This is a genomic window from Stutzerimonas sp. C6.4V (assembly GCF_058536345.1).
This window is the reverse complement of sequence record NZ_JBZUBM010000001.1, coordinates 1,861,389-1,885,325: the sequence shown is the minus strand read 5'-3', so window position 1 is coordinate 1,885,325 and position 23,937 is coordinate 1,861,389. Positions and strand designations below refer to the sequence as shown.

Annotated in this window: 23 protein-coding genes; 6 read left to right on the top strand and 17 right to left on the bottom strand. The window is 60.4% G+C overall.

Features of this window, described 5'->3' with window-relative positions:
- Window positions 1–132: 132 nt before the first annotated feature.
- The 4 genes from AC4LFW_RS08800 (at window position 133) to AC4LFW_RS08785 (ending at window position 3,455) form a co-directional block, all read left to right on the top strand.
- Window positions 133–1,122: an ABC transporter substrate-binding protein gene (locus AC4LFW_RS08800; protein ID WP_491820182.1), complete on the top strand. Its 990-nt coding sequence runs from the start codon at window positions 133–135 to the stop codon at window positions 1,120–1,122.
- A gap of 94 nt (window positions 1,123–1,216) precedes the next feature.
- On the top strand, window positions 1,217–1,960 hold the full coding sequence (locus AC4LFW_RS08795; protein WP_491818702.1) for an ABC transporter ATP-binding protein: 744 nt from the start codon (window positions 1,217–1,219) through the stop codon (window positions 1,958–1,960).
- Complete coding sequence (locus AC4LFW_RS08790; protein ID WP_491818701.1) at window positions 1,960–2,733, top strand: ABC transporter permease; 774 nt, start codon at window positions 1,960–1,962, stop codon at window positions 2,731–2,733. Before AC4LFW_RS08795 ends, AC4LFW_RS08790 begins: the two co-directional genes overlap by 1 nt.
- 11 nt (window positions 2,734–2,744) lie before the next feature.
- A complete protein-coding gene (locus AC4LFW_RS08785; protein ID WP_491818700.1) occupies window positions 2,745–3,455 on the top strand; it encodes a type 2 periplasmic-binding domain-containing protein in 711 nt (236 codons plus the stop codon).
- Window positions 3,456–3,462: 7 nt separating this feature from the next.
- On the opposite strand, the gene AC4LFW_RS08780 is transcribed toward AC4LFW_RS08785, so the two are convergent.
- The 4 genes from AC4LFW_RS08780 to hemN all read right to left on the bottom strand — a co-directional run bounded on the left by AC4LFW_RS08780 (window position 3,463) and on the right by hemN (window position 6,850).
- Entirely contained in the window at window positions 3,463–4,071 is a 609-nt protein-coding gene (locus tag AC4LFW_RS08780) for an SCO family protein (protein ID WP_491818699.1), read from the bottom strand.
- 1 nt (window position 4,072) lies between these two features.
- On the bottom strand, window positions 4,073–4,621 hold the full coding sequence (locus AC4LFW_RS08775) for an adenine phosphoribosyltransferase (protein ID WP_491818698.1): 549 nt from the start codon (window positions 4,619–4,621) through the stop codon (window positions 4,073–4,075).
- A gap of 5 nt (window positions 4,622–4,626) precedes the next feature.
- On the bottom strand, window positions 4,627–5,361 hold the full coding sequence (fnr, locus tag AC4LFW_RS08770) for a fumarate/nitrate reduction transcriptional regulator Fnr (RefSeq protein WP_491818697.1): 735 nt from the start codon (window positions 5,359–5,361) through the stop codon (window positions 4,627–4,629).
- 106 nt (window positions 5,362–5,467) lie between these two features.
- Window positions 5,468–6,850 carry an oxygen-independent coproporphyrinogen III oxidase gene (gene hemN / locus AC4LFW_RS08765; RefSeq protein WP_491818696.1) on the bottom strand — a complete coding sequence of 461 codons (1,383 nt, stop codon included), beginning with the start codon at window positions 6,848–6,850 and terminating at the stop codon, window positions 5,468–5,470.
- A 198-nt stretch (window positions 6,851–7,048) separates the two neighbouring features.
- On the opposite strand from hemN, the gene nadE reads away from it, so the two are divergent.
- A complete protein-coding gene (nadE, locus tag AC4LFW_RS08760) occupies window positions 7,049–7,882 on the top strand; it encodes an NAD(+) synthase (RefSeq protein WP_491818695.1) in 834 nt (277 codons plus the stop codon).
- Between the two features lie 60 nt (window positions 7,883–7,942).
- On the opposite strand, the gene AC4LFW_RS08755 is transcribed toward nadE, so the two are convergent.
- From AC4LFW_RS08755 to ccoN (AC4LFW_RS08700), 12 genes are all read right to left on the bottom strand, one after another.
- Window positions 7,943–8,683, bottom strand: a complete 741-nt coding sequence (locus tag AC4LFW_RS08755; protein WP_491818694.1) for a sulfite exporter TauE/SafE family protein — start codon at window positions 8,681–8,683, stop codon at window positions 7,943–7,945.
- Complete coding sequence (ccoS, locus tag AC4LFW_RS08750; protein ID WP_491818693.1) at window positions 8,676–8,885, bottom strand: cbb3-type cytochrome oxidase assembly protein CcoS; 210 nt, start codon at window positions 8,883–8,885, stop codon at window positions 8,676–8,678. The genes AC4LFW_RS08755 and ccoS overlap by 8 nt, the downstream gene beginning before the upstream one ends.
- 57 nt (window positions 8,886–8,942) lie before the next feature.
- Window positions 8,943–11,381 (bottom strand): heavy metal translocating P-type ATPase, encoded by a 2,439-nt coding sequence (locus AC4LFW_RS08745; RefSeq protein WP_491818692.1) that lies wholly within the window; start codon window positions 11,379–11,381, stop codon window positions 8,943–8,945.
- 6 nt (window positions 11,382–11,387) lie between these two features.
- On the bottom strand, window positions 11,388–11,894 hold the full coding sequence (locus AC4LFW_RS08740; protein WP_491818691.1) for a FixH family protein: 507 nt from the start codon (window positions 11,892–11,894) through the stop codon (window positions 11,388–11,390).
- An 11-nt stretch (window positions 11,895–11,905) separates the two neighbouring features.
- Window positions 11,906–13,318: a cytochrome c oxidase accessory protein CcoG gene (ccoG, locus tag AC4LFW_RS08735; protein WP_491818690.1), complete on the bottom strand. Its 1,413-nt coding sequence runs from the start codon at window positions 13,316–13,318 to the stop codon at window positions 11,906–11,908.
- Window positions 13,319–13,453: 135 nt separating this feature from the next.
- On the bottom strand, window positions 13,454–14,371 hold the full coding sequence (ccoP, locus tag AC4LFW_RS08730) for a cytochrome-c oxidase, cbb3-type subunit III (RefSeq protein ID WP_491818689.1): 918 nt from the start codon (window positions 14,369–14,371) through the stop codon (window positions 13,454–13,456).
- Window positions 14,372–14,554 (bottom strand): cbb3-type cytochrome oxidase subunit 3, encoded by a 183-nt coding sequence (locus tag AC4LFW_RS08725; protein WP_491818688.1) that lies wholly within the window; start codon window positions 14,552–14,554, stop codon window positions 14,372–14,374.
- Window positions 14,555–14,560: 6 nt separating this feature from the next.
- On the bottom strand, window positions 14,561–15,172 hold the full coding sequence (gene ccoO, locus AC4LFW_RS08720; protein WP_491818687.1) for a cytochrome-c oxidase, cbb3-type subunit II: 612 nt from the start codon (window positions 15,170–15,172) through the stop codon (window positions 14,561–14,563).
- 12 nt (window positions 15,173–15,184) lie between these two features.
- Entirely contained in the window at window positions 15,185–16,612 is a 1,428-nt protein-coding gene (gene ccoN, locus AC4LFW_RS08715; RefSeq protein WP_491818686.1) for a cytochrome-c oxidase, cbb3-type subunit I, read from the bottom strand.
- Between the two features lie 353 nt (window positions 16,613–16,965).
- Window positions 16,966–17,901: a cytochrome-c oxidase, cbb3-type subunit III gene (gene ccoP, locus AC4LFW_RS08710; protein WP_491818685.1), complete on the bottom strand. Its 936-nt coding sequence runs from the start codon at window positions 17,899–17,901 to the stop codon at window positions 16,966–16,968.
- 92 nt (window positions 17,902–17,993) lie between these two features.
- Complete coding sequence (gene ccoO / locus AC4LFW_RS08705; RefSeq protein WP_491818684.1) at window positions 17,994–18,605, bottom strand: cytochrome-c oxidase, cbb3-type subunit II; 612 nt, start codon at window positions 18,603–18,605, stop codon at window positions 17,994–17,996.
- Window positions 18,606–18,616: 11 nt separating this feature from the next.
- Window positions 18,617–20,041 (bottom strand): cytochrome-c oxidase, cbb3-type subunit I, encoded by a 1,425-nt coding sequence (gene ccoN / locus AC4LFW_RS08700; protein WP_491818683.1) that lies wholly within the window; start codon window positions 20,039–20,041, stop codon window positions 18,617–18,619.
- Window positions 20,042–20,125: 84 nt separating this feature from the next.
- Between ccoN (AC4LFW_RS08700) and AC4LFW_RS08695 the strand changes: the two genes are divergently transcribed.
- Window positions 20,126–20,818, top strand: a complete 693-nt coding sequence (locus AC4LFW_RS08695; protein WP_491818682.1) for an alpha/beta family hydrolase — start codon at window positions 20,126–20,128, stop codon at window positions 20,816–20,818.
- 150 nt (window positions 20,819–20,968) lie between these two features.
- Here the strand turns inward: AC4LFW_RS08695 and acnA are convergent, their stop codons facing one another.
- Entirely contained in the window at window positions 20,969–23,644 is a 2,676-nt protein-coding gene (acnA, locus tag AC4LFW_RS08690) for an aconitate hydratase AcnA (protein WP_491818681.1), read from the bottom strand.
- Between the last annotated feature and the right edge of the window lie 293 nt (window positions 23,645–23,937).

Sequence of the window (23,937 nt, the reverse complement as noted above, 5' to 3'; positions counted from 1 at the left end):
CTAACAAGTGCCGGCGCTCGAGATATTCGTGTAAAGTTCTAAGCCACTAATGATCAATAACCAATGCACATATACCCCGTTTATTGGGTTATATGGCTGGTCTTCTGCATGCCTAGATAGCGTGAGGTAATGATGAAAGTAAAACTCTGGCTGGTTCCCGCCCTGTTGTTGGTCAGCGCTTTCGCGCAGGCACAGGAGAAATTCAAAGTCGGCTACATCCGAGTGATGGACGATGCACAGGCGATGGTCGCGTATGAAGGCGAGATGTATAAGAAGCACGGCCTTGATGTCGAGTTGGTCGAGTTCAGTTCCGGCACTGACCTGATCAAGGCCATCGTTGGCGGGCAGCTGGATACAGGCGTACTCGGGTTCACCAACGCAGTCGCATGGGCATCCAAGGGGGCGGACCTCAAGGTGGTCGGCGGTGCTCAGCAGGGTTATCACTCCATCGTTGCGCGCGAGGGAACGGGTATCGAGAAGGTGGCGGACCTGAAGGGCCATGTGCTGGTATCGCAAAAGGAAGGCAGTACGGCCGATGCCGTGTTGCGTGGAGTGACGCTCAAGGCAGCCGGCCTGGCACCCAGCGAGGTGAACATCATGGGTACCAGCCCGGCTGTGGCCGTGCAATCACTGGTGTCCGGCCGTGCGGACGCAGCGTTTCTCTTCGAGCCCTATGATCGGATCGCGCAACTGGTGGCTCCGGTGAAGCAGGTCTACGAGATTGGTGAGGTCTGGCCATTCCCCTGCATGGTGGTGATTACTTCGGGCAAAACCCTTGAAACCCGCAAGGATGCTGTCTGGAAGTCCCTTGATGCCCAGCGCGAGGCGATCGATCTGCTGGAAAACCAGCCAGCTGAAGCGGCCAAGCTGATTGCCGACTACTTTATCGCCGAGCCGACGCTCAAGACCCTCAATCGCGGCGAGCTTGCTCGTGAAGTGGTGATCGAAGAAGCCATTGCCACCCAGACGTTCAGCTCGAAGCTCGGCAGCGAAGACCTGGCACGTATCCAGGAGCTGGCGAACATCCTCCAGGAGCTCGGTTCCTTGAAGACTCGCGACGGCAAGCCCTTCGATACCAGTGCGATTCTCGATCTGTCCTGGCAGCAGGCCCGTGAACTCTAAGCGCGTCGGCTAACCCGCAACAGACCGCCCGGCCAAAGTGCCGGGCAGTCATTCCGCCCGCTAAAGGGGTTGTTCACGAGGTCTTCAAAGCGTTATGCAGCTCAGGTTTGAAGAAGTAGACAAGCATTTCGGCCAGCTGGAAGTCATAAAAGGCTTCAACGGCGAGTTCGCCCAGGGCGAGCTGGTAGCCCTGGTTGGACCCTCTGGCTGTGGCAAGTCCACACTGTTGCATCTGGTTGCCGGTCTGGAAAACCCTACTGCGGGCCGTGTGCTTGCTGATGGCAAGAAGATTCCAGGGCCGAGCCCTCGCCGAACATTGGTGTTTCAGGAGCATGCCCTATACCCGTGGCTGTCGCTGCAGGCGAACGTTGCCATGGCACTCGAACTTCAGGGCGTCGACAAGGCGAGCGCTTTCGAGCAATCGAAGGTTTGGCTCGAGCGGGTCAGCCTCGATGGCTTCGAGCACTACTATCCGCACCAGGTCTCGGGCGGCATGCGTCAGCGCACCGCTTTGGCTCGGGCATTCATTGCCAAGCCCGAGGTGTTGCTGCTGGATGAGCCCTTTGGCGCGCTGGATGCACTGACGCGAATGGCATTGCAGGATGTATTGCGCGAGCTGATCGCCGAACATCAGCCAACTGTTCTGCTGGTAACCCATGACGTCGACGAGGCGCTTTACCTGGCTGACCACATCCTGGTGTTCAGCGCACGGCCCGCGCGCGTACTGAAGACCTTCAACATGACACATTGCGAGAAGAGTCATGACCTGTCCGAATTCGCCGCCGAGCGTCGCGAGATTCTGCGACTGCTGGGCATCAAGACCGAGGTAGGCCACTGATGAGCCAGGGACGTCGTCTTGCCGGGCCGAAAAAATACCTCGCCGTGGCACTGGCGGTATTGTTCATCCTGCTGATCTGGCAGGCCGCTGCATGGAGCCTGCCTGCGTTCCTGATGCCAGGTGTGCCGGCTGTTTTCGAGCGCCTGTTCGCCACGGTGCAAGAGCCCGAGTTCCGCGATGGCCTTTACGGCAGCATGAGCCGGCTGGGAAGCGGGTACAGCTTCGCGCTGCTTTTTGGGATCGGTTTTGGCCTGGTCGGCGGAGTCTTGTTCTTCTTTCGCGAGATCCTGCGCTCGGCCATTGTCATCCTCCAGTCCATCCCATCCATTGCCTGGGTTCCGCTGTTTCTCATTGTGATGGGCTTTGGCAACCTGCCGATCATCGTCGTCGTCGCGCTGGCCGCGTTCTTTCCCATGGCGCTCTCGGTGATGAACGCCACCGAAAGTGTCCAGCCTGTCCATGTCGCAGCGGCGCGGGTGATGGGCGCGTCTCGCTGGCAGTTGCTCAAGCGCGTATACCTGCCTGCAGTGATGCCGGAATTGATTACCGGCGCCCAGCTGGCATTCGGTAACGCCTGGCGCGCCTTGATCTCGGCAGAAATGCTGATCGGCTTCGGACAGGGTTTGGGGCGCTCGCTGGCCTACTCCGGCGAAATCGCAGACATGGCCGGGGTGATGATGAACATACTGGTCATTGCGATCCTGGCTACCTTGATCGATCAGGTGGTGCTGGAAAAATTCAAGCAGCGCATGCTTCGCTACCAGTACGTCTGACAGGTCAGGCCGTGAAGCGCTTAGCGACGCATCTACTAGCGATGTTGCTGGCAATGCCGCTGGGCTCGTTGGCAGCGCCCTTGTCTGCAGTGCTTGTCGGCGAGTATCGGCCCCTCAAGGCTTCTGAAACCGAACTGGTAACAGAAGGGTTCGAGGCGTCCGTGCTCTATCGGCTCGGCGACGCGCTGGGCCGCGAATCCGCCCTGGAAGAGGCGGGCAGTGTCGCTCCTGATCTACGACTGGGTGCTGTCTCGTCTGGGGTTGTTTACTACAGCAGTGAAGCGGCTGCGTTGACTTCAGCCCAAGCAGGTCCGGAAAGTTGGTCCGATCTTGCAGGCCAAGCGGTTTGCCTGGAGGCGGGCAGTCCTCATGAGACATCCATGTCCCGCTTCGGCGGGTTGGTTCGCCGTTACCCAAGTGCGGCGCAGGCCTTGATAGGCCTGAAGCTCGGCGAATGCGAGGCGGTGGTAGCTGATCGAGTGCTGTTGGAGCAGATCGCCGAATTGCCTGAATGGCAACGCTACAGCCGGCTACTGCCTGCGCTTGAGAATTCTGCTGTGACACTGCGGCTCGACGCCATCGATCCTGCACTGCGCAAGCAAATCGAGAGCGTACTGGCCGGTGAAGAGGGGCGGGCACGGCTTGCCGAAGTCGTGCAGCACTGGATCGACGAGGTTGCGTTTCAAGCCTATGTTTTGGCTGATTCTCTCGACTGCCATTAAGCGGGTATCAGTCAGCCTCGATCAGCTGTGGCAACGCCTGGCTGAGCGCATCCAGTTTCAATGGGCTGCGGATGTAGCCTCGTAACTTGCCGTTGGGCGCGACGATCGCAATATTGCCGCTGTGAGCGACGGTATAGTTCCCGCTGGTCGGCTGTGGCGGAACAATCGGTAGCCCCAGTGCTTTGGACAAGGCAAGCAGCTGCGCCATATCACCGGTCAGTCCCATGAACCCTGCGCGGTAATAAGCCAGGTAGTTCCGCAGCGCTTCGGGCGTATCGCGGGCCGGATCGGCGCTGATCAGCACAAGTTGCAACTGCTTGCGAATGTCCCCCGGAAGGTCGGCGAAGAGGCGGCGCATGTCACTGAGGGTCGTAGGGCAGATATCTGGACAGGCGGTAAAGCCGAAGAACATTAGGTGCCATCGACCGTGAAGCGAATCGGTATAGAAGGTCGCGCCTTTTTCATCTACGAGCTGCAGGCTAGGTAAGGCCCGCTCGCGTGGAAAAAGCAGCAGGTTGGCGTCGTCGAGCAGTGAATTGCGGTCCAAAGCCATGGCCGACGAGCAAAAGAGCAGCATGACAAGCCAAGCTGCAGGACGGGCTAGACCGAAGCGCATCCTAGCGCTCGTTCAGCCCGAACGCAGTGAGGGTGAAGGTGGGGATTCCCATATCCTGAAGCTTGCGCGATCCGCCAAGTTCCGGAAGATCGATAATGGCCGCAGCTTCGTATATCTGCGCGCCCATGCGTCGAACGAGCTGAGCGGCGGCGATCAAGGTGCCGCCAGTGGCGATGAGATCGTCGAGCAGCAGCACGGAATCGCCCTCGCACAAGCTGTCGGCGTGGACTTCCAGGAAGGCTTCGCCGTACTCGGTGCGATAGGCCTGGGCAAGCACATCGGCAGGCAGCTTGCCTTTCTTGCGGAACAGGATCAGCGGACGATTCAACTCGTAGGCAATGATCGATCCGATGATGAAGCCGCGCGCATCCAGGGCGCCGACATGGGTAAAGTCGGTTTCGACATAGCGCTGAATGAGGCTGTCTGCAACCATGCGCAGTGCCTTGGGTGACTGCAGCAAGGGAGTGATATCGCGAAAAACCACGCCCTTACTGGGAAAGTCCGGCACCGGACGAATCAATGTCTTGATCGAGAACTCGTCGAAAATCATCTGCGTCAGGCGTCCATGTTGCCGCCCGCCAGGGCGCATAGTTGGATGGAGTCGAGGATACGAACTTCCTTTCCCTCGGCCTCGATCAGCCCGTTTGCCTGGAAACGTGTGAAGACTCGCGAAACGGTCTCCACGGCCAGCCCCAGAAAACTGCCGATCTCATTGCGTGACATTGGCAGGCGGAACTGGTTGGCCGAGAAACCGCGCGCACTGAAACGCGCCGACAGGTTGATCAGAAAGGTAGCAATTCGCTCGTCTGCGGTCTTCTTGGACAGCAACAGCATCATCTGCTGATCGTCGCGAATCTCACGGCTCATGATGCGCATCAGCTGGCGGCGCAGCTGCGGCAGCAACACGCTCAATTCATCAAGACGTTCGAACGGGATTTCGCAAACGGACGTGGTTTCCAGCGCCTGCGCCGAAACCGGGTAGGCCTCGGTATCCATGCCCGAAAGCCCCACCATCTCGCTGGGAAGATGGAAGCCGGTGATCTGTTCTTCACCGGCATCAGTGACGCTGAATGTACGCAAGGCGCCGGAACGAATGGCAAATACCGAACTGAAGGCGTCGCCCTGGCGAAACAGCATTTCGCCTTTCTTTAGCGGGCGACTACGCTTGACGATGTCGTCAAGGGCTTCCATGTCTTGCATGTTCAGCGAAAGAGGCAGGCACAGGCCGGAAAGACTGCAATCCTTGCAGTGCGCTTGCCGCTGCGTGCGGACCTTGATCGACTCGGACATTAGGGGTTCCCGGAAAAACCTTACTGGATGTGCAAGGTTAACCCAGGCAAGCCGCTCAGCCAATTGCACTGGCGTCGCAGTTGATCAAATAGCAGATACCGGGCGCTCAGATGACCCGAGAAAGTTGCTGGTGTCTGTGTTCGGGCAGGTAATGATCGAACTGCATGCACACAGCGCGTACCAATAGTCGTCCCGCTGGCAATATGGTGATCCCAGCGTCGCCCAGCAGAATCAGCCCGTCGTCGGCCATCTGTTGCAGCGCAGGCCATGCCGTATTGAAGTAATGCCGGAAGTCGATCTTGAAGCGGTGTTCGATGGGTTCGAACTGCAACTCGAAATCGCAGATCAGCCTCTGGATTACTTCACGCCGGATCCTGTCGTCCTCGTTGCAGCGCAAGCCGCGTACCGTCGCAAGCTGGCCCTGGTCCAGCGATTGCTGGTAGAGGGTTATATCGCTGTTGTTCTGACAATAGACCCCGCCGATCTGGCTGATCGCAGACACACCCAGGCCGATCAGGTCGCAATGGCCATGGGTCGTATAACCCTGGAAGTTGCGTTGCAGGGTCCCGTCTTCCTGCGCCATGGCCAGCTCGTCGTCGGGGAGAGCGAAATGGTCCATGCCGATATAGCGATAGCCAGCATCGGTTAGCTGTTCCACGCTGTTTTGCAGGATTGCCAGCCTGTCGGCTGGGGTCGGCAGGTCTGCGACATTTATGCGTCGCTGCGGCATGAATCGCTCAGGAAGGTGAGCATAACCGAACACGGAGACGCGGTCGGGTTGCAGGGCAATCACTTCCTGGATCGTCCTTGTGAAGCCTGCCGGGGTTTGCCGCGGCAGCCCATAGATCAGATCGATATTGATGGAGCGATACTGGAGCGTGCGTGCCGCCTCTATGATCGTCTGTGTCTGTTCAAGGGTTTGCATGCGATTGATCGCGCGCTGCACGTCTGGATCCAGGTCCTGTACGCCGATGCTTACGCGATTGAAACCAAGCTCGCGCAACAGGCCCATGGTCGGCCAGTCTGCCTCGCGGGGATCGATCTCGATGCTGATATCTCCGTGGTCATCGTCCTGCAGGTGGAAGTGCTTGCGCAGGTGCGCCATGAGCCGTCGCAACTCGTCGTGGCTCAGGAAGGTGGGCGTGCCGCCGCCCAGATGAAGTTGCTCGACAATCTGGTCCGGCCCGAGGTGGCAGGCGACCATTTCGATTTCCTTTTCCAGACGCTCCAGATAAGGAAGGGACCGGCCTCGATCCTTGGTGATCACCTTGTTGCAACCGCAGTGATAGCAGACGTTTGCGCAGAACGGCACATGGACGTACAGCGAGAGAGGGCGAACGGTTTGGCGACTGCTACGCAGGGCATGCAGCAGGTCGAACGAGCCCACGCTACCGTTGAACTGAAGTGCAGTCGGGTACGAGGTGTAGCGCGGTCCGGCCAGATCGTAGCGATTGATCAGATCAGCGTTCCAGCGGATGACGTCGAGCATCGGGTGTTCTCGGGTTGACTGCAGTGACCGGATTCTAGGCGGCGGGTTGGCGCGCGGACTTGACCTGTATCAAACCAGTCGGGCCCCTGCGCCCCTGCCGCAGACCAGCGGCACGCGGGGGGAGATTTATTTGGCGAATTGTGGTCGGATGGCGAGTCCAAGCCCTGAACCGCATCGTTAATCGGATAGGAGAAACCCATGCAAAGCCGCCAGCAAGAAATCGCTGCCGCCCTCAACGTCCGGCCGCCTTTTGACGGGCCAGCATCCGTCCAGGCCGAAATCGACCGGCGCATCACTTTCATCCAGAACTGCTTGCGTGAGTCGGGGCTGAAAACCCTCGTGCTGGGCATCAGTGGCGGAGTCGATTCGACAACCGCGGGCCTGCTTGCACAGCGAGCCGTCGAGGGCATGCGCGCCGCGGGCGAGGGGGACGACTATCGTTTCATTGCGGTACGCCTGCCTTACCAGGTGCAACATGATGAAGACGAGGCGCAGCTGGCCGTCGACACGATCAAGCCGGACGAATGCCACACCGTGAACATCGGTGCAGCCGTGCAGGGCCTGTCGCGAGCGACCGAGGCGCTCGATGCGCTGACACCGGAAAAACGTGATTTTGTACTCGGCAACACCAAGGCGCGGATGCGCATGGTGGCGCAATACACCATCGCCAATGCGCGTCAGGGCCTTGTCATCGGGACCGATCATGCAGCCGAAGCCGTGATGGGCTTCTTTACCAAGTTTGGCGATGGTGCCTGCGATCTCACCCCGTTGGCAGGCCTGGTCAAGAGCCAGGTGCGAGAAATCGCAGCTGCACTGGGCGCACCTGAGCAGCTGGTGAAGAAAGTACCCACTGCCGATCTAGAGGAGCTCTCCCCAGGCAAGCCGGATGAGGCGGCGCATGGGGTCACCTACGCAAACATCGACGCTTTCCTGCAGGGGCGCGAGATACCCGAAGAGGCGGCTCGTATCATCATCGATACCTATGACAAGTCAGAGCACAAGCGTCAGCTGCCGAAAGAACCCGGACTTTGAACCCCGCATCCAGGCTTGGGCTGCTTTCGACCTTTCGCCGCAGCCCGGCTTGAGATTAGATCAGTGGTGCTGATGCTGGTGCTCGCCGGCAGACTGCTGTTGGGCGGTCGATGAAGCGCTGTGGCCCATCAGCCATTGCTGGTGGGGGCCTGGCAAGGTCCACAAGCCGAACAGCATCACCGTGATGCCGCCCAGTGTCCGCACGCCACGTTTGCGCAGCAGGGCGGTCAGGTGTTCGGCGGCCAGGCCGGTCGCCAACAGTACCGGCCAGGTACCTATGCCAAACGCCAGCATCAGCAGCGCGCTGTCGGTGGCGTCGCCCTGACTGGCTGCCCAGAGCAAGGTGCTATATACCAGGCCGCAAGGTAGCCAACCCCACAACGCGCCGAGCAACAACGCCCGCGGTACGGTCCTGACAGGCATCAGCCGGCTGGCGAAAGGTTGTATACGCCGCCACAAGCCCCGGCCCAGCGCCTCAACCCGTGTCAGTCCGCTCCACCAGCCGGCCAGATAAAGCCCCATGCTGATGAGCAGCAGCGCTGCGATGACCCTCAACGCCATGGCTGCGGGGCTGTTGGCCACCGCCCACCCGGCCAGACCAAGAACAAGCCCGGCGGTTGCATAGCTGAGGACACGCCCGAGGTTGTAGGCGACCAGAAGGCGCAAGCGCCTGCTCCGCTGTTCTGCCGGAATTGCCATGGTCAGCGCCCCCATCAGGCCGCCACACATGCCCAGACAATGTCCGCCGCCCAGCAAGCCAAGCACCAGGGCGGAGACCAGCAAGGGCAACAGATCAATCACGATGCGGTTTCTCCCCGTCTTTTTCCTGGTCGGCTTCCTCGATTCCCGCTTTATGCTTCGGGTCTTCATCATCGAACAGGATGCTGTGCGCGGGACCGTCGAGGTCATCGTACTGGCCGCTGTCCACTGCCCAGAAAAACACCCAGATCGCCAGCGCCACCAGCACGACGGCGACGGGAATCAAGATATAGAGTGCGGCCATGTAACCTCCGGTGGTGCATCAGCAAAGGGGCTGCCAGGCGAGGGTCTGTCGATCGTCCTAGGCCAGACTGTTGGAGCTGTCGGCTTTTCCGGGCGATGGTAAGCGCGTCAACCTTAACGCGTTCAACACCACAAGCAACGAGCTGGCCGACATGCCGAGTGCGGCCCATAGCGGGGTTACCCAGCCAATGGCCGCAAAGGGCAACACCAGGCCGTTGTAGAGTGTCGCCCAGGCGAGGTTCTCGATAATGATGCGTCGGCTGCGGCGAGCGACGCCAAACAGTTGAACCACGCTGTCGAGGCGGTTGGACAATAGCACCGCGTCGGCGCTGGTCTTTGCCAGATCGGTCGCGGAACCCATGGCCACGCTGATGTCAGCGGCGGCCAGGACGGGAACGTCGTTCACCCCGTCGCCAAGCATCAGGACCCGGTGGCCTTTGCCCTGAAGCCGCTGCAGATGGGCGAGCTTGTCTGCGGGCGTAAGGCCGCCCAGGGCCTCCTGGATACCCAGTTGCCGTGCAATGTCGGCCACCATCGGTGAGCTGTCCCCGGACAGCAGCAGCGTACGCCAGCCGCGGCGTTGGCAGGCCTGCACCAGGGCAGCGGCATCGGCACGCAGACGATCGTTCAGGACCAGCCAGGCCAGTGGGCCATTGGCATCGCCAAGCAGCAGCCACTGCCCTTGATCACCCGGGATGCTAGGCGCTGCACCTGCATAGCCGGCCGCAACGAAGTCTGGCTGGCCGATGCGAAGCGCTCGTCCTGCTACCGAGCCCTGCAGGCCGAGCCCGGGCACGCTCTCGACCGCCTCTGCTGCCAGGGGCGCACGACCGAACGCCTTGGCAATCGGGTGCTCGGAGCGGTTCTCCAGCGCCGCCGCCAGCTCGAGGCAGCTGTCCGCGTTCAGGTCGGACAGCGGGATGATGTCCCTGAGCGTAAGGCGACCTTCGGTAAGCGTGCCGGTCTTGTCGAATATCACCGTGTCGATATGGTTGAGGCCCTCCAGAACGTGACCCCGGGTCAGCAGCAGACCGAGCTTGTGCAGTGTGCCCGTGGCTGTGGTCAGTGCAGTAGGGGTCGCAAGGGACAAGGCGCAAGGGCAGGTAGCGACCAGCAAGGCCAGAACGATCCAGAAAGCGCGCTGTGGGTCGATCTGCCACCAGACGATTCCCACCACGGCGGCAGTGATCAGCACCACCAGCAGGAACCATTGGGCGACACGGTCGGCAAGCTCGGCGAGGCGCGGCTTGTCCGACTGGGCGCGCTCGAGCAGGCGAACAATAGCGGATAGGCGCGTATCGTCGCCGAGCGCCTGTACTTGCAGCGTGAGCGTACCCTCAACGTTAAGGGTTCCCGCTGTTACGCTGTCACCGGCGCTTCTGGCCCGCGGGAGGTATTCTCCCGTGAGTACGGATTCATCGATACTGGACTGCCCGTCCAGAATCATGCCGTCGGCGGGGATCAGCGAGCCAGGCTGGACCAGCACACGATCACCAAGCCGCAGCTCGCTGAGCAAGATTCGCGAGGTGTGGCCGTGGCTGTCGAGTCTTAAACAGGATGCGGGCAGAAGGTTGACCAGCTGCGCTGTCGCAGCAGCCGTACGTTCCCGTGCACGCCGTTCGAGAAACCGTCCGGCCAGCAGGAACAGTGCGAACATCCCCACCGCATCGAAGTAGAGCTCGCCTTGCCCGGTCACGGTTGACCAGATGCCGGCCAGATAAGCACCACCAATGGCCAGCGAGACCGAGACGTCCATGGTCAGGTGGCGCGTTCGCACGTCGCGCAGGGCGCCCCTGAAAAAATCCGTGCAGCAATAGAAGACGATGGGCGTGGTCAGCAGCAGCGCGGTCCAGCGCAGAATACTGGCCATGCCAGGCGAAAGGTCGATGTTGAACTCTGGCCAGGTCGCCATTGTGGCCATCATTACCTGCATCCAGAGCAGGCCTGCCACACCAAGCTGCCGCATGCTCCGGCGGTTCTCCCGGGCCAGCCGTTCAGCAGCCTGATCAGCCTGATAAGGATGGGCGGCATAACCAATGCGTCGCAGCTCAGCAAGCAGCTCGCTCAAGGGTAAAGTGGCGTCGCTCCAGCGTACCCGCAAGCGATGGTTGGAAAGGTTCAGGCTTGCCTCGACCACTCCGTCGAGGGTGCGCAGATGTCGTTCGATCAGCCAGCCGCAAGCGGCGCAACTGATGCCATCGATCATCAGTGCTGTGCTGGCCAGTTCTCCTTGATGGTCAACGAAGGGCTGCTGGACATCCTTGCGGTCAAGCAGCGCCAGTTCCTCGTTGAGGGCCTGCGGCAGGGCGTCCGGGTTGGTCGACGCCTCGCTGCGGTGCAAGTAGTAGCTTTCCAGCCCGCTCTTGACTATCGCTTCGGTGACTGCCTGGCATCCAGGGCAGCACATCGCACGCGTCTCATTGAGCACGCGCGCGTGATAGTTGCTCCCGGCCGGAACAGGAAGACCGCAGTGATAACAGGGGAGGGGGCTCGACATCGAGAATCAGTAGTTCAGATCGAGGGTCTGCCCACCGGTGACATCCATTTCCTCGAAAAGCCGCCAGTCCTGCTCGCCTTCGCGCCCGAGCAGCTCGACAAAGCGCCGCCCGCTGACTGGCTCCTGCATCTGTCCCTGATAGAAGCCGTCGCCCTGCGGCTGCAGCACGATACGGCGGTCACGCTCGGGCTGGGTAGGGGAAAGCAGGTTGAGCACCAATTGTTGTGGGCGCGTATCGCCAGACAACTGAAGCTCGGCGAGCCCGCGCTCATCGTTGAGCACAAGCGTTGCCTGGACCTGCAGACGCTCAGCGAGCTTTTCACGATCCAGCGACTGGTTGATTCCCTTGCCAGCGTCGTAGTAGTTGTCGGCGACCAGCGAATCGGCGTTGCGGATCGCGATGGTTAGCATGGTGGTGCCGAGAACCACCGACATCAACAGGATGCCGATTACGAACCAGGCCCAGAACTGTTTGTACCAACGGCTGTTTTCACTATCGGAAGATGCGTTCATGTACTACCTGTTCAACGAATGCTGGGGCCGATGAAGCGGCTTTCCGATTCGTCCTCGATGGTGGGGTCATCAGCCGAACGGATATGAAAGACGATTTCGTTCGTACTCGATGGGAGCTTTTCGGGTGCAACCGAAAGCTCGACGGGTATGGTGACCAGCTCACCTGCTGCCGCCTGAACTTCGCTGCGCCCTTCGTACTTCAGGCCATCCAGACCAGACGCTTCTATGACAAACGTCTGCTCGTTCTGCGCCTTGTTCATGACTTTCAACGTATAGACGTTTTCGATCCGGCCCTGCTCGTTTTCCCTGTAGAGCACGCGGTCCTTGAGCACGTCGAGCTTGACCAGTGCGCGATCGCTCACGGCGTAGGTGAAGACGCCCATCATGGCGACCAGCGCGACGGCGTAGCCGATCAGGCGGGGCCGGACCAGATGAGTTTTCTGACCAGACAGGTTGTGCTCGGTGGTGTAGCTGATGAGTCCGCGTGGGTAGTTCATCTTATCCATGATGGTGTCACAGGCGTCGATGCAGGCAGCGCAACCGATGCATTCGATCTGCAGGCCGTCGCGGATGTCGATGCCTGTGGGGCAGACCTGTACGCACATCGTGCAATCGATGCAGTCCCCGAGGCCCATGGCCTTGTAGTCTGCATCCTTCTTGCGAGGACCACGCCGCTCACCACGGCGCGGATCGTAGGAAACGATCAGTGTGTCCTTGTCGAACATAACGCTCTGGAACCGTGCGTAGGGGCACATATAGATGCACACCTGCTCGCGCAAATAGCCGGCGTTGCCATAGGTCGCCAATGTAAAGAAAGCGACCCAGAACGCCGCCCAGCCGCCGACCTGGAAAGTCAGCAGATCCGGCACGAGCTCGCGGATCGGGGTGAAGTAACCGACGAACGTGATGCCGATCGCGAGGGAAACCGCCAGCCAGATAGCGTGCTTGGCAAGCTTGCGAAAAAACTTGTTGCGGCTCATTGGCGCCTTGTCCAGCTTCATACGCTGGTTGCGGTCACCTTCGGTGATCTTTTCGGCCCACATGAACACCCAGGTGAATACGCTCTGCGGACAGGTATAGCCGCACCAGACACGCCCGGCGAATACCGTGATGAAGAACAGTCCGAAGGCGCAGATGATCAGCAGTGCAGACAGCAGAATGAAGTCCTGCGGCCAGAACGTGGCGCCGAAGATATAGAACTTGCGCTCGGGCAAGTCCCACCAGACAGCCTGCCGCCCGTTCCAGTTAAGCCAAACGGTGCCGAAGTAGAGGACGAACAGGAGTGCACCACCAACCCGTCGCAGGTTGCGAAACAGGCCGGTAAAGGCGCGGGTGTAGATCTTTTCACGCGCCGCGTAGAGATCGGCTGACGCGTTGACCTTGGCCGGAGGAGTTACATCATGAACGGGGATTTGCTCAGTCATCGAGTGTGTACCACGGCGTTGGGTGAGTGTCCCGGCGGTGCGTGCCTACCGGGATCGATTTCAGACCTGCTGCGAATGGTACGCCCCGATGTTTGGCGTCAGGTGCGACCGAGGGTCGCTCCCGATGCTCGCCGATCAGTTCTCCGCCTTTTGTGAAAGGCTGTACACATAGGCTGCCAGCAGGTGCACCTTGTCGTTGCCAAGGTTCGCTTCCTGCGCTGGCATACGACCGTTGCGACCATAACGCAGGGTCTGCTGAATCTGTCCGAAGCTCGAGCCGTAAAGCCAGACGTTATCGGTCAGGTTCGGTGCGCCCATGGCCTGGGTGCCTTTCCCTTCAGGTCCATGACAGGCTACACAGTTGGCTGCGAAGATTTTTTGACCCTGCTCAATGTCGACGCTTATACCCTCAGGGGTATCGCGACCGGACAGGCTGCGCACATAGCCGGCAACGTTACGGATGCCTTCTTCGCCAATCACGTCACGCCATGCCGGCATTGCTGCCTGGCGCCCGCCAAGGATGGTCGTCTTGATGGTTTCCGGCTCACCGCCCCACAGCCAGTCATGGTCGGTCAGGTTGGGGAAGCCATAGGCGCCTTTGGCATCGGAGCCGTGGCAGACGGAGCAGTTGGAAGCAAACAGTCGTCCACCCATCTTCAGCGCCTGCGGATCCTGAGCGACTTCCTCGACCGGCATCGAGGCGAACTTCGCGTAAAGCGGTCCATACAGTTCGTTGGCCTTGTCCACTTCACGCTGCCATTCCTTGACCTGGGTCCACCCGCCTTCATAGCCGGGCAGCATGCCTTTCCAGTTGCCCAGGCCAGGGTAGAGCGCCAGATAGCCGAGGGCAAAGATCACTGTGGCGACGAACAGCATGAACCACCAGCGCGGAAGCGGGTTGTCGTATTCCTCGATGCCGTCATAGGAATGGCCGACGGTTTCTTCGGTGCTGTCGTGGCGTTGTCCCTTGCGAGTTGCGAGCAGCAGCCAGACCAGGGCAGCAATGGTGCCCAGGCTCAGCAGGGTGATGTACCAACTCCAAAACGAGGTCATTTATTTCTTACTCCTGGAAGCTTCTTCATCACGCTTCTTGGCCTCGGGCTCATCCGCAAAGGGCAGGTTGGCTGCTTCGTCAAAACTTTTCTTGCGCTTGCTGCTGTAGGCCCAGAGCACGACGCCAATGAAAGCGACGAAAACCAGAATGGTGCCCAGACCGCGAAGAGTCCCGATTTCCATGGTGCGTTACCGTTTGTTGGTGAGTGCAGTGCCAAGTACTTGCAGGTAGGCGACGAGGGCGTCCATCTCGGTCTTGCCCTTTACCGCATCCTTGGCACCGGCGATGTCTTCCTCGGTGTAAGGCACACCTACGCTACGCAAGGCTTCCATCTTCTTGGCTGTGTTCTTGCCATCAAGACTGTGCTCCACCAGCCAGGGATAGGACGGCATCTTTGACTCGGGCACCACGTTGCGCGGGTTGTACAGGTGCGCGCGATGCCAGTCATCCGAGTAGCGTCCACCGACGCGGGCCAGGTCCGGACCGGTGCGCTTGGAGCCCCACAGGAAGGGGTGGTCGTAGACGCTTTCACCTGCGACCGAGTAGTGACCATAACGCTCGGTTTCGGCGCGGAACGGACGGATCATCTGCGAGTGGCAGCCCACGCAGCCTTCACGGATGTACAGGTCGCGGCCTTCGAGCTGCAGCGCGGTGTAGGGCTTCATGCCCTCGACCGGCTCGTTGACGGCGTCCTGGAAGAACAGCGGAACGATCTGGGTCAGGCCGCCGATGCTTACCGCAAGGATCATGAACAGGGTCAGCAGACCGACGTTCTTTTCGAGTATTTCGTGATTCTTCATCTATCCGTTTCCTCAGGCGATCTGTGCCGCAGCGTCGAGTTCGGACGCCTTGGATACACGAACGGTGCGCCAGGTGTTGTAGGCCATCAGCAGCATGCCGGTGAGGAAGAATGCACCGCCCAGTGCCCGGACAATGAAGCCTGGGTGGCTGGCTTCCAGTGCCTCGACAAAGGAGTAGGTGAGGGTGCCGTCTTCGTTGATCGCGCGCCACATCAAACCCTGGGTGATGCCGTTGACCCACATCGAGGCGATGTAGAGCACGGTGCCGATGGTCGCCAGCCAGAAATGCGCATTGATCAAACCAATGCTGAACATCTGCTCGCGGGCAAACACCTTAGGAATCAGGTGGTACATGGAGCCGATGGTGATCATCGCGACCCAACCGAGGGCGCCGGCGTGAACGTGGCCGATGGTCCAGTCGGTGTAGTGGGACAGGGCGTTGACGGTCTTGATGGCCATCATCGGACCTTCGAAGGTCGACATGCCGTAGAACGCCAGCGAGACCACGAGGAAGCGCAGGATCGGATCGGTGCGCAGCTTATGCCAGGCGCCAGACAGGGTCATCATGCCGTTGATCATGCCGCCCCAGCTTGGCGCAAGGAGAATGATCGACATCACCATGCCCAGGCTCTGAGCCCATTCAGGCAGTGCGGTGTAGTGCAGGTGGTGCGGACCGGCCCAGATGTACAGGGTGATCAGCGCCCAGAAGTGCACGATGGACAGACGGTACGAATAGACCGGGCGACCTGCCTGCTTCGGGACGAAGTAATACATCATTCCGAGGAAGCCGGTGGTCAGGAAGAAGCCTACCGCGTTGTGGCCGTACCACCACTGAACCATGGCGTCGGTCGCGCCCGAGTAGATCGAGTATGACTTGAACAGGGTCACCGGCACTTCAAGGTTGTTGACGATATGCAGCATCGCCGTCACCAGGATAAAGGCGCCGAAGAACCAGTTGCCCACATAGATGTGACGTGCCTTGCGCTTCAGGATGGTGCCGAAGAACACCGCGATATAGCTGACCCAGACGAGGGTGATCAGAATATCGATCGGCCATTCCAGTTCGGCGTATTCCTTGGAGCTGGTGAAGCCCTGCGGAAGGGTAATCACCGCGAGTACGATGACTGCCTGCCAACCCCAGAAGGTAAAGGCGGCAAGGCCGTCGGAGAACAGCCGCGCCTGCGAGGTGCGCTGAACGACGTAGTAGGAGGTGGCAAACAATGCGCATCCGCCAAAGGCGAAAATGACCGCGTTGGTATGCAGCGGACGCAGACGGCCGAAGCTTGTCCACGGCAGGTCGAAGTTGAGTTCAGGCCACACAAGCTGTGCGGCGATGAAAACGCCCAGACCCATCCCGATAATTCCCCACACCACCGTCATGATGGCGAATTGGCGAACCACCTTATAGTTATATGCAGTCTCACTTATTGCTGTGCTCATGCAAGGCTTCCACGCTAATGGCATTTCAGGGGGCAAAAACGGCGGCAAGTATGGAGAAAGGAGGGGGGCAATGCAATCAAGGCCCAGGCCATCTCGTGCCGTTCGGACCCTGATCCCAAGCGTTTTCCATGCTTTTTGCAGGGTCGTTTTACACATCAGGCCGATGTGTCGAATCGAGAGTTTCGCCTTGTAATTCTGCGTAGTTCGGCGAGTGGGGGGAAATATAGAAGGGTCAGCCTTTACAGGCCAAGCGATGATCGCTCGACCGGTGTGCGACAGAGCGTCGCACTGCGGCTTTTTGGGGCATTTTTTGATTCAGAACAGGGCGGCGCGTTGCACCGCCCTGCATGGCTTTATTGCTTGGCGAGATGTTCGGGCTTCTGCGACAGACTGTATACATAGGCGGCGAGCAAGTGCACCTTGTCGTTGCCCAGGTAGGGTTCCTGCGCAGGCATCTGTCCATTGCGGCCATGACGGATAGTCTGCTGCAGCTGCGGCAGGCTCGATCCGTAGATCCAGCCCGCTGCGCTGGTCAGTTGCGGAGCGCCCATGGCAGCTGTTCCCTGACCATTGGCACCGTGACAGACAGCGCAGTTCTGCGCGAACACCTGCGCTCCAGCCGCCACGTCCGCATCGTTGCCTTCCGGCAGAGGCAGCCCGGCCAGCCCGTTGCGTACGTAGGCCGCCACGTTTTTCACGCCTTCTTCGCCGATCACCGGCCCCCAGGCCGGCATGGCGGCTACACGGCCGTGAAGAATGGTGGTCTTGATAGTTTCAGCGTCGCCGCCCCAGCGCCATTCATTGTCAGCCAGATTCGGGAAGCCATTTGCGCCCTTGGCGTCGGAGCCGTGGCAGACGGCGCAATTGTTCGCAAACAGCCGGCCGCCGATTTTCAGGGCCCGTTCATCCTGCGCAACCTGTGCCACGCTCATGGCGGCATATTTGGCAAAGATCGGGCCGAACTTGGCCTCCGCCTGGTCAACCTCGCGCTGCCATTCCTTGGTTTGGGTCCAGCCGTCCTCGTAGCCCGGCAGCACGCCTTTCCAGTTACCCAGACCGGGATAGAGCACCAGGTACAGAATGCCGAACAGGAGGGTGCCGATGAACAGCATGAACCACCACTTCGGCAGGGGGTTGTCGTACTCCTCGATGCCGTCGAAGGAATGCCCCATGGTTTTATCGGTCATGCCGGCTGCTTCGCCCTTGCGCGTGGCGAAGATCAACCAGAACAGAGCGACAATGGTGCCCAGCGTCAGCAGGGCGATGTATCCACTCCAGAACGTACTCATGTGCTACTCCTGGGCAGCCCGACTTTCTCCGGGCTGTCCGCGATTTGATCCCAGGCGCGTCGATCGCGCCGTTTTCAGTGACAGTGCCCGGCTCAGCGCTTGTTCTGCAGCGCCGTGCCCAGTACCTGCAGATAGGCGACCAGGGCGTCCATCTCGGTTTTTCCCTTGACACTTTCGCCTGCGGCAGCGATTTCCTCGTCGCTGTACGGAACGCCCACTGCGCGAAGAGCCGACATCTTCTTGGCGGTGTCCTTGCCATCGAGGGTGCTCTCTACCAGCCAGGGGTAGGACGGCATCTTCGACTCGGGCACCACGTTGCGCGGGTTGTACAGGTGCGCGCGATGCCAGTCATCCGAGTAGCGACCACCGACGCGGGCCAGGTCCGGACCGGTGCGCTTGGAGCCCCACAGGAAGGGGTGGTCGTAGACGCTTTCACCTGCAACAGAGTAGTGGCCATAGCGCTCTGTTTCGGCGCGGAACGGGCGGATCATCTGCGAGTGGCAGCCCACGCAGCCTTCACGGATGTACAGGTCACGGCCTTCAAGTTGCAGCGCGGTGTAGGGCTTCATGCCCTCGACCGGTTCGTTGACCGCATCCTGGAAGAACAGCGGAACGATCTGGGTCAGGCCGCCGATGCTCACCGCGAGGATCATGAACAGGGTCAGCAGACCGACGTTCTTTTCGAGTATCTCGTGCTTCTTCATCTCTCGGTTCCTCAGGCGATCTGCGCGGCGGCGTCGTATTCGGCCGGTTTGGCAGCACTCACGGTGCGCCAGGTGTTGTAGGCCATCAGCAGCATGCCGGTGAAGAAGATCGCACCGCCGATCATCCGCACCACGAAGCCTGGATGACTCGCTTCAAGCGCTTCGACAAAGGAGTAGGTGAGGGTGCCGTCTTCGTTGATAGCGCGCCACATCAGGCCCTGGGCGATGCCGTTGACCCACATCGAGGCGATGTAGAGCACGGTGCCGATGGTCGCCAGCCAGAAATGCGCGTTGATCAGGCCAATGCTGTGCATCTGGGCGCGGCCAAAAACTTTTGGGATCAGGTGATACAGCGCGCCGATAGAAACCATCGCCACCCAGCCGAGGGCGCCGGCGTGTACGTGGCCGATGGTCCAGTCGGTGTAGTGGGACAGGGCGTTGACGGTCTTGATCGCCATCATCGGACCTTCGAAGGTCGACATGCCGTAGAACGCCAGCGATACCACCAGGAAGCGCAGGATCGGGTCGCTGCGCAGCTTATGCCAGGCGCCCGACAGGGTCATCATGCCGTTGATCATGCCGCCCCAGCTTGGTGCCAGCAGAATCAGCGACATCACCATTCCCAGGCTCTGCGCCCAATCCGGCAGGGCGGTGTAGTGCAGGTGGTGCGGGCCGGCCCAGATGTAGACGGTGATCAGCGCCCAGAAGTGGACGATCGACAGGCGATAGGAATACACCGGACGCTCGGCCTGCTTCGGCACGAAGTAGTACATGATCCCGAGGAAGCCCGCGGTCAGGAAGAAACCTACCGCGTTGTGGCCGTACCACCACTGAACCATGGCGTCGGTCGCGCCCGAGTACAGCGAATAGGACTTCATCGCCGTGACCGGAATCTCCAGGTTGTTGACGATATGCAGGATGGCCACGGTCAGGATAAAGCCACCGAAGAACCAGTTGCCGACATAGATGTGCTTGACCTTGCGGGTGGCCAGGGTGCCAAAGAAGACGATGGCGTAGCCGACCCAGACGACTGTGATCAACAGGTCGATCGGCCATTCCAGTTCGGCATATTCCTTGGAACTGGTGAAACCCAGCGGCAGGGAAATCGCGGCGAGCAGGATGACCAGCTGCCAGCCCCAGAAGGTGAACGCAGCCAGTTTGGGTGCGAACAGGGTGGTCTGACAGGTGCGCTGTACCGAGTAGTAGGACGTCGCGAACAATGCACAACCACCAAAGGCGAAGATCACCGCGTTGGTGTGCAGGGGGCGTAGACGACCGAAACTGGTCCAGGGCAGGTCAAAGTTCAGGAAAGGCCAGGCCAATTGTGCTGCGATGAAAACGCCGAGCCCCATCCCGACGATTCCCCACACCACCGTCATGATGGCGAATTGGCGGACCACCTTGTAGTCGTAGGCGGTACTGGTTGCTGTGTTCATGTATGGGCTTCCATCCACGGGTAATGAGCAGTTTTTTTGTCGCGCGTAAGCAGTCAGATCTTTCGATAGAAAGCGGGAGCAAGCATGGGGAAAGGGCAAATGGCCGGTATTGACGCTGATCAATGCGTACGGTCCGGTGAAATTCCATTCGTCCGGGCCGATCGGCCGGAAGGCGTGACTCTCGCAAGCCTGATTCTGGCGCATGGAGCGGGGGCGCCGATGGACAGCTCGTTCATGCAGGAGATGACAGAACGCCTTGTGGCGCGGGCTGTTGCAGTGTTTCGCTTCGAGTTCGCCTACATGGCCGAGCGCCGGATTAGCGGACGCAGGCGCCCACCCAACCCCCAGGCCCAGCTGTTGCAGCAATGGCGGGACGCGTACGCACTGGTGCGACAGCAAGCCGCAGGGCGTCTGGCGATCGGGGGCAAGTCCATGGGCGGAAGAATGGCAAGTCTGCTCGCCGACGAACTGGCGGCTAACGCGCTGATCTGCCTCGGCTATCCCTTTTATGCGGCAGGCAAACCCGAGAAACCCCGGGTGGCGCATCTGGCCGGACTGCGCACGCCTACCCTAATTGTCCAAGGTGAGCGTGATGCGCTGGGCAATCGCGAGACCGTCGCCAGCTATGACTTGTCTCCGACGATCAGGCTTGAGTGGCTGACTGCCGCGGACCACGACCTCAAACCCTTGAAACGCTCAGGGCTGACCCACAAGCAACATCTCGACAGCACAGCAGATGCCATCGCGGCGTTTCTGCAGAGCGATCGACTCATATAGCTGAAGCCGCAACCACCAGAGTCTCCAGCTTCGCTGGGTCTGCTCCATACACAGAGAAAGCAGCTTACCGCTGGCTCGCCCGCGCGGCACAAGAAAGCCCGTTGCAGGTCCGCTGCAACGGGCTTGGTAGCAACGCTTGATGCTCCTCTGTCAGCCTTCGATCAGCTGGCGAAGTACATAGTGCAGGATGCCGCCGGCCTTGAAGTATTGAACCTCATTGAGGGTGTCGATGCGGCAGAGCACCTGGAAGCTGTCGCGTTCGCCGTCGGCGCGTTCGACCTCGACGGTCAGCAGCTCGCGGGGCTTGATGTCGGCGCTCAGGCCGCGGATCGACAGTTTTTCGTTGCCGGTCAGGCCCAGTGATTGCCGAGTCTGGTCGCCTACGAACTGCAACGCCAGAACACCCATGCCGATCAGGTTCGAACGATGGATTCGCTCGAAGCTCTCGGCGATGACAGCCTTGACGCCGAGCAGGTTGGTGCCCTTCGCAGCCCAGTCGCGGCTGGACCCGGTGCCGTATTCCTTGCCGGCAATGACCACCAGCGGCACGCCTTCGTTCTGATAACGCATGGCAGCGTCATAGATCGACATACGCTCACCGCTGGGCTGGTACAGCGTGTCGCCGCCTTCCTCGCCGCCGAGCATCACGTTCTTGATGCGGATGTTGGCGAATGTACCGCGCATCATCACTTCATGGTTGCCACGACGGGAACCGTAGGAGTTGAAGTCCTCCGGTTGCACGCCCAGCTCCTGCAGGTAGACACCGGCCGGGGAGCTGGCCTTGATGTTGCCCGCCGGGGAGATGTGGTCAGTGGTAATGGAATCGCCGAACAGCGCCAGGATGCGCGCGTTCTCGACATCCACCGGCGGCGTCAGGGGTTGCCCGATGTCTTCGAAGAACGGCGGGTTCTGTACATAGCTGGAATTGTTATTCCATGTGTAAGTATCGCCTTCGGTGAATTCGATGGACTGCCAGTGCTCGTCGCCACTGAAAACGTCAGCGTAGCGCGTACGGAACATCTCCCCGTCAATCTTGCTGACCGCTTCGTCCACTTCAGCGCTGGTCGGCCAGATGTCCTTGAGATAGACCGGCTGGTTCTGTTCGTCGTAGCCGATCGGATCCTTGTCCATGTCGATTCGCGTGGTGCCGGCCAGGGCGAACGCCACGACCAGCGGCGGCGAAGCCAGCCAGTTGGCCTTGACCAGCGGATGTACACGGCCTTCGAAGTTACGATTGCCGGACAGCACCGAGGACACCACCAGATCGTTGTCGGTGATGGCCTGGCCAATGGCCTCTGGGAGAGGGCCGGAGTTGCCGATGCAGGTGGTACACCCGTAGCCGACCAGATTGAAGCCGAGCTGGTCGAGGTAGGTGGTCAACCCGGCGCGTTCAAGGTAATCGGTGACGACCTTGGAGCCGGGGGCCAGCGAGGACTTCACCCAGGGTGCACGCTTGAGGCCCCGCTCCAGCGCTTTCTTGGCCACCAGGCCAGCGGCCATGAGCACGTTCGGGTTGGAGGTGTTGGTGCAGGAGGTAATGGCTGCAATCACCACGGCGCCATGCTTAAGGCCATACTCTTCGCCGGTAACCGGGAATGATGAGTCGATCTGCTGCGTCTTGCCGCTGGTTTCCAGGAGCAGATCGAAATTCGCGCCGATGTCGCCGAGCGTTACCCTGTCCTGCGGACGCTTCGGACCGGCCAGCGATGGTTTGACGTCGGCCAGATCCAGTTCCAGCGTGGCGGTGAAGACCGGGTCCGGCGAGTTGCTGTCGCGCCACATGCCCTGGGCCTTGCTATAGGCCTCGACCAGCGCAATGCGATCTTCGTCACGACCGGTCAGGCGCAGGTAGTCGATGGTGACCTGGTCCACCGGGAAGAAACCGCAGGTCGCGCCGTATTCGGGTGCCATGTTGCCAATGGTGGCGCGGTCGGCGAGCGGGAGATGATCCAGACCGGGACCAAAGAACTCGACGAATTTGCCCACCACGCCATGCTTGCGAAGAATCTGCGTCACGGTCAGCACCAGATCGGTGGCAGTCACGCCTTCGTTGAGCCTTCCGGTCAGGCGCATGCCGATCACTTCCGGGATCAGCATCGAGACCGGCTGGCCGAGCATCGCCGCTTCCGCCTCGATACCCCCTACACCCCAGCCCAGCACGCCAAGGCCGTTGATCATCGTCGTGTGCGAGTCGGTGCCGACCAGGGTGTCGGGATAGGCGATGGTTTCGCCGTTCTCCTCCTTGGTCCAGACGACCTGGCCCAGATATTCGAGGTTCACTTGGTGGCAGATGCCGGTGCCCGGCGGTACCACACGGAAATTGTCGAAGGCCTGCTGGCCCCAGCGCAGGAACTCATACCGTTCGCCGTTGCGCTGCATCTCGATGTCCACGTTTTGCTCGAACGCGCTGTCAGTGCCAAAGCGGTCGACCATCACCGAGTGGTCGATGACCAGGTCGACCGGCGACAGCGGGTTGATCCGCTGTGGATCAGCGCCCGCGCGGGAGACCGCGTCACGCATGGCGGTGAGGTCGACGACCGCAGGTACGCCGGTGAAGTCCTGCATCAGTACCCGCGCCGGGCGGTACTGGATCTCGCGCTCGGAGGTGTGCGTCTTGAGCCACACCGCCAGCGAGTTGAAGTCATCGGCGCGAACCGTCACGTCATCTTCCCAGCGCAGCAGGTTTTCCAGCAGCACCTTGAGTGAGGTCGGCAAACGGCTGATGTCGCCCAGCTGCTTAGCCGCTTCTGGGAGGCTGTAGTAATGATAGGTCTTGCCGTTTACGTCGAGGCTGCGACGGCAATTCAGGCTGTCCAGGGATGGCATTCGTCTCTCCTTGTGCCCGCACGGTCGGGCTGAATGAGTAGGGAGCGTTCTTTGAACCTAGCCCCTGGCGAAATGATTCGCCACGAAACTGGCCGCCAATCGAAATGGCGAAGTGCGAGAGTCGGACCGCGGCAGCTGTTTTGCAGCGGCGCAAAGGCGCCGCTTGCCGCGGTGCAAACGATTCCTGCAACTCTTCACTGGACCGAACCAGCAAGCCCGTGGTTCCCCAGTCGGCTATCATGTGCGGCTTTTGTCGCAGGCCCACCTGCACCGATGCGCTTTGCGCCGCCTAC

Bases quoted from the DNA above. Each gene is read 5' to 3' on its own strand.
- ccoP (WP_491818685.1), bottom strand. From the start codon at position 17,901: ATGAGTACGTTCTGGAGTGGATACATCGCCCTGCTGACGCTGGGCACC.
- ccoS (WP_491818693.1), bottom strand. From the start codon at position 8,885: ATGGCCGCACTCTATATCTTGATTCCCGTCGCCGTCGTGCTGGTGGCG.
- AC4LFW_RS08795 (WP_491818702.1), top strand. From the start codon at position 1,217: ATGCAGCTCAGGTTTGAAGAAGTAGACAAGCATTTCGGCCAGCTGGAA.
- ccoO (WP_491818687.1), bottom strand. From the start codon at position 15,172: ATGAAGAATCACGAAATACTCGAAAAGAACGTCGGTCTGCTGACCCTG.
- ccoO (WP_491818684.1), bottom strand. From the start codon at position 18,605: ATGAAGAAGCACGAGATACTCGAAAAGAACGTCGGTCTGCTGACCCTG.
- fnr (WP_491818697.1), bottom strand. From the start codon at position 5,361: ATGTCCGAGTCGATCAAGGTCCGCACGCAGCGGCAAGCGCACTGCAAG.
- AC4LFW_RS08725 (WP_491818688.1), bottom strand. From the start codon at position 14,554: ATGGAAATCGGGACTCTTCGCGGTCTGGGCACCATTCTGGTTTTCGTC.
- AC4LFW_RS08780 (WP_491818699.1), bottom strand. From the start codon at position 4,071: ATGCGCTTCGGTCTAGCCCGTCCTGCAGCTTGGCTTGTCATGCTGCTC.
- hemN (WP_491818696.1), bottom strand. From the start codon at position 6,850: ATGCTCGACGTCATCCGCTGGAACGCTGATCTGATCAATCGCTACGAT.
- nadE (WP_491818695.1), top strand. From the start codon at position 7,049: ATGCAAAGCCGCCAGCAAGAAATCGCTGCCGCCCTCAACGTCCGGCCG.
- AC4LFW_RS08800 (WP_491820182.1), top strand. From the start codon at position 133: ATGAAAGTAAAACTCTGGCTGGTTCCCGCCCTGTTGTTGGTCAGCGCT.
- acnA (WP_491818681.1), bottom strand. From the start codon at position 23,644: ATGCCATCCCTGGACAGCCTGAATTGCCGTCGCAGCCTCGACGTAAAC.
- AC4LFW_RS08740 (WP_491818691.1), bottom strand. From the start codon at position 11,894: ATGAACGCATCTTCCGATAGTGAAAACAGCCGTTGGTACAAACAGTTC.
- ccoP (WP_491818689.1), bottom strand. From the start codon at position 14,371: ATGACCTCGTTTTGGAGTTGGTACATCACCCTGCTGAGCCTGGGCACC.
- ccoN (WP_491818683.1), bottom strand. From the start codon at position 20,041: ATGAACACAGCAACCAGTACCGCCTACGACTACAAGGTGGTCCGCCAA.
- ccoG (WP_491818690.1), bottom strand. From the start codon at position 13,318: ATGACTGAGCAAATCCCCGTTCATGATGTAACTCCTCCGGCCAAGGTC.
- AC4LFW_RS08695 (WP_491818682.1), top strand. From the start codon at position 20,126: ATGGGGAAAGGGCAAATGGCCGGTATTGACGCTGATCAATGCGTACGG.
- AC4LFW_RS08775 (WP_491818698.1), bottom strand. From the start codon at position 4,621: ATGATTTTCGACGAGTTCTCGATCAAGACATTGATTCGTCCGGTGCCG.
- ccoN (WP_491818686.1), bottom strand. From the start codon at position 16,612: ATGAGCACAGCAATAAGTGAGACTGCATATAACTATAAGGTGGTTCGC.
- AC4LFW_RS08745 (WP_491818692.1), bottom strand. From the start codon at position 11,381: ATGTCGAGCCCCCTCCCCTGTTATCACTGCGGTCTTCCTGTTCCGGCC.
- AC4LFW_RS08790 (WP_491818701.1), top strand. From the start codon at position 1,960: ATGAGCCAGGGACGTCGTCTTGCCGGGCCGAAAAAATACCTCGCCGTG.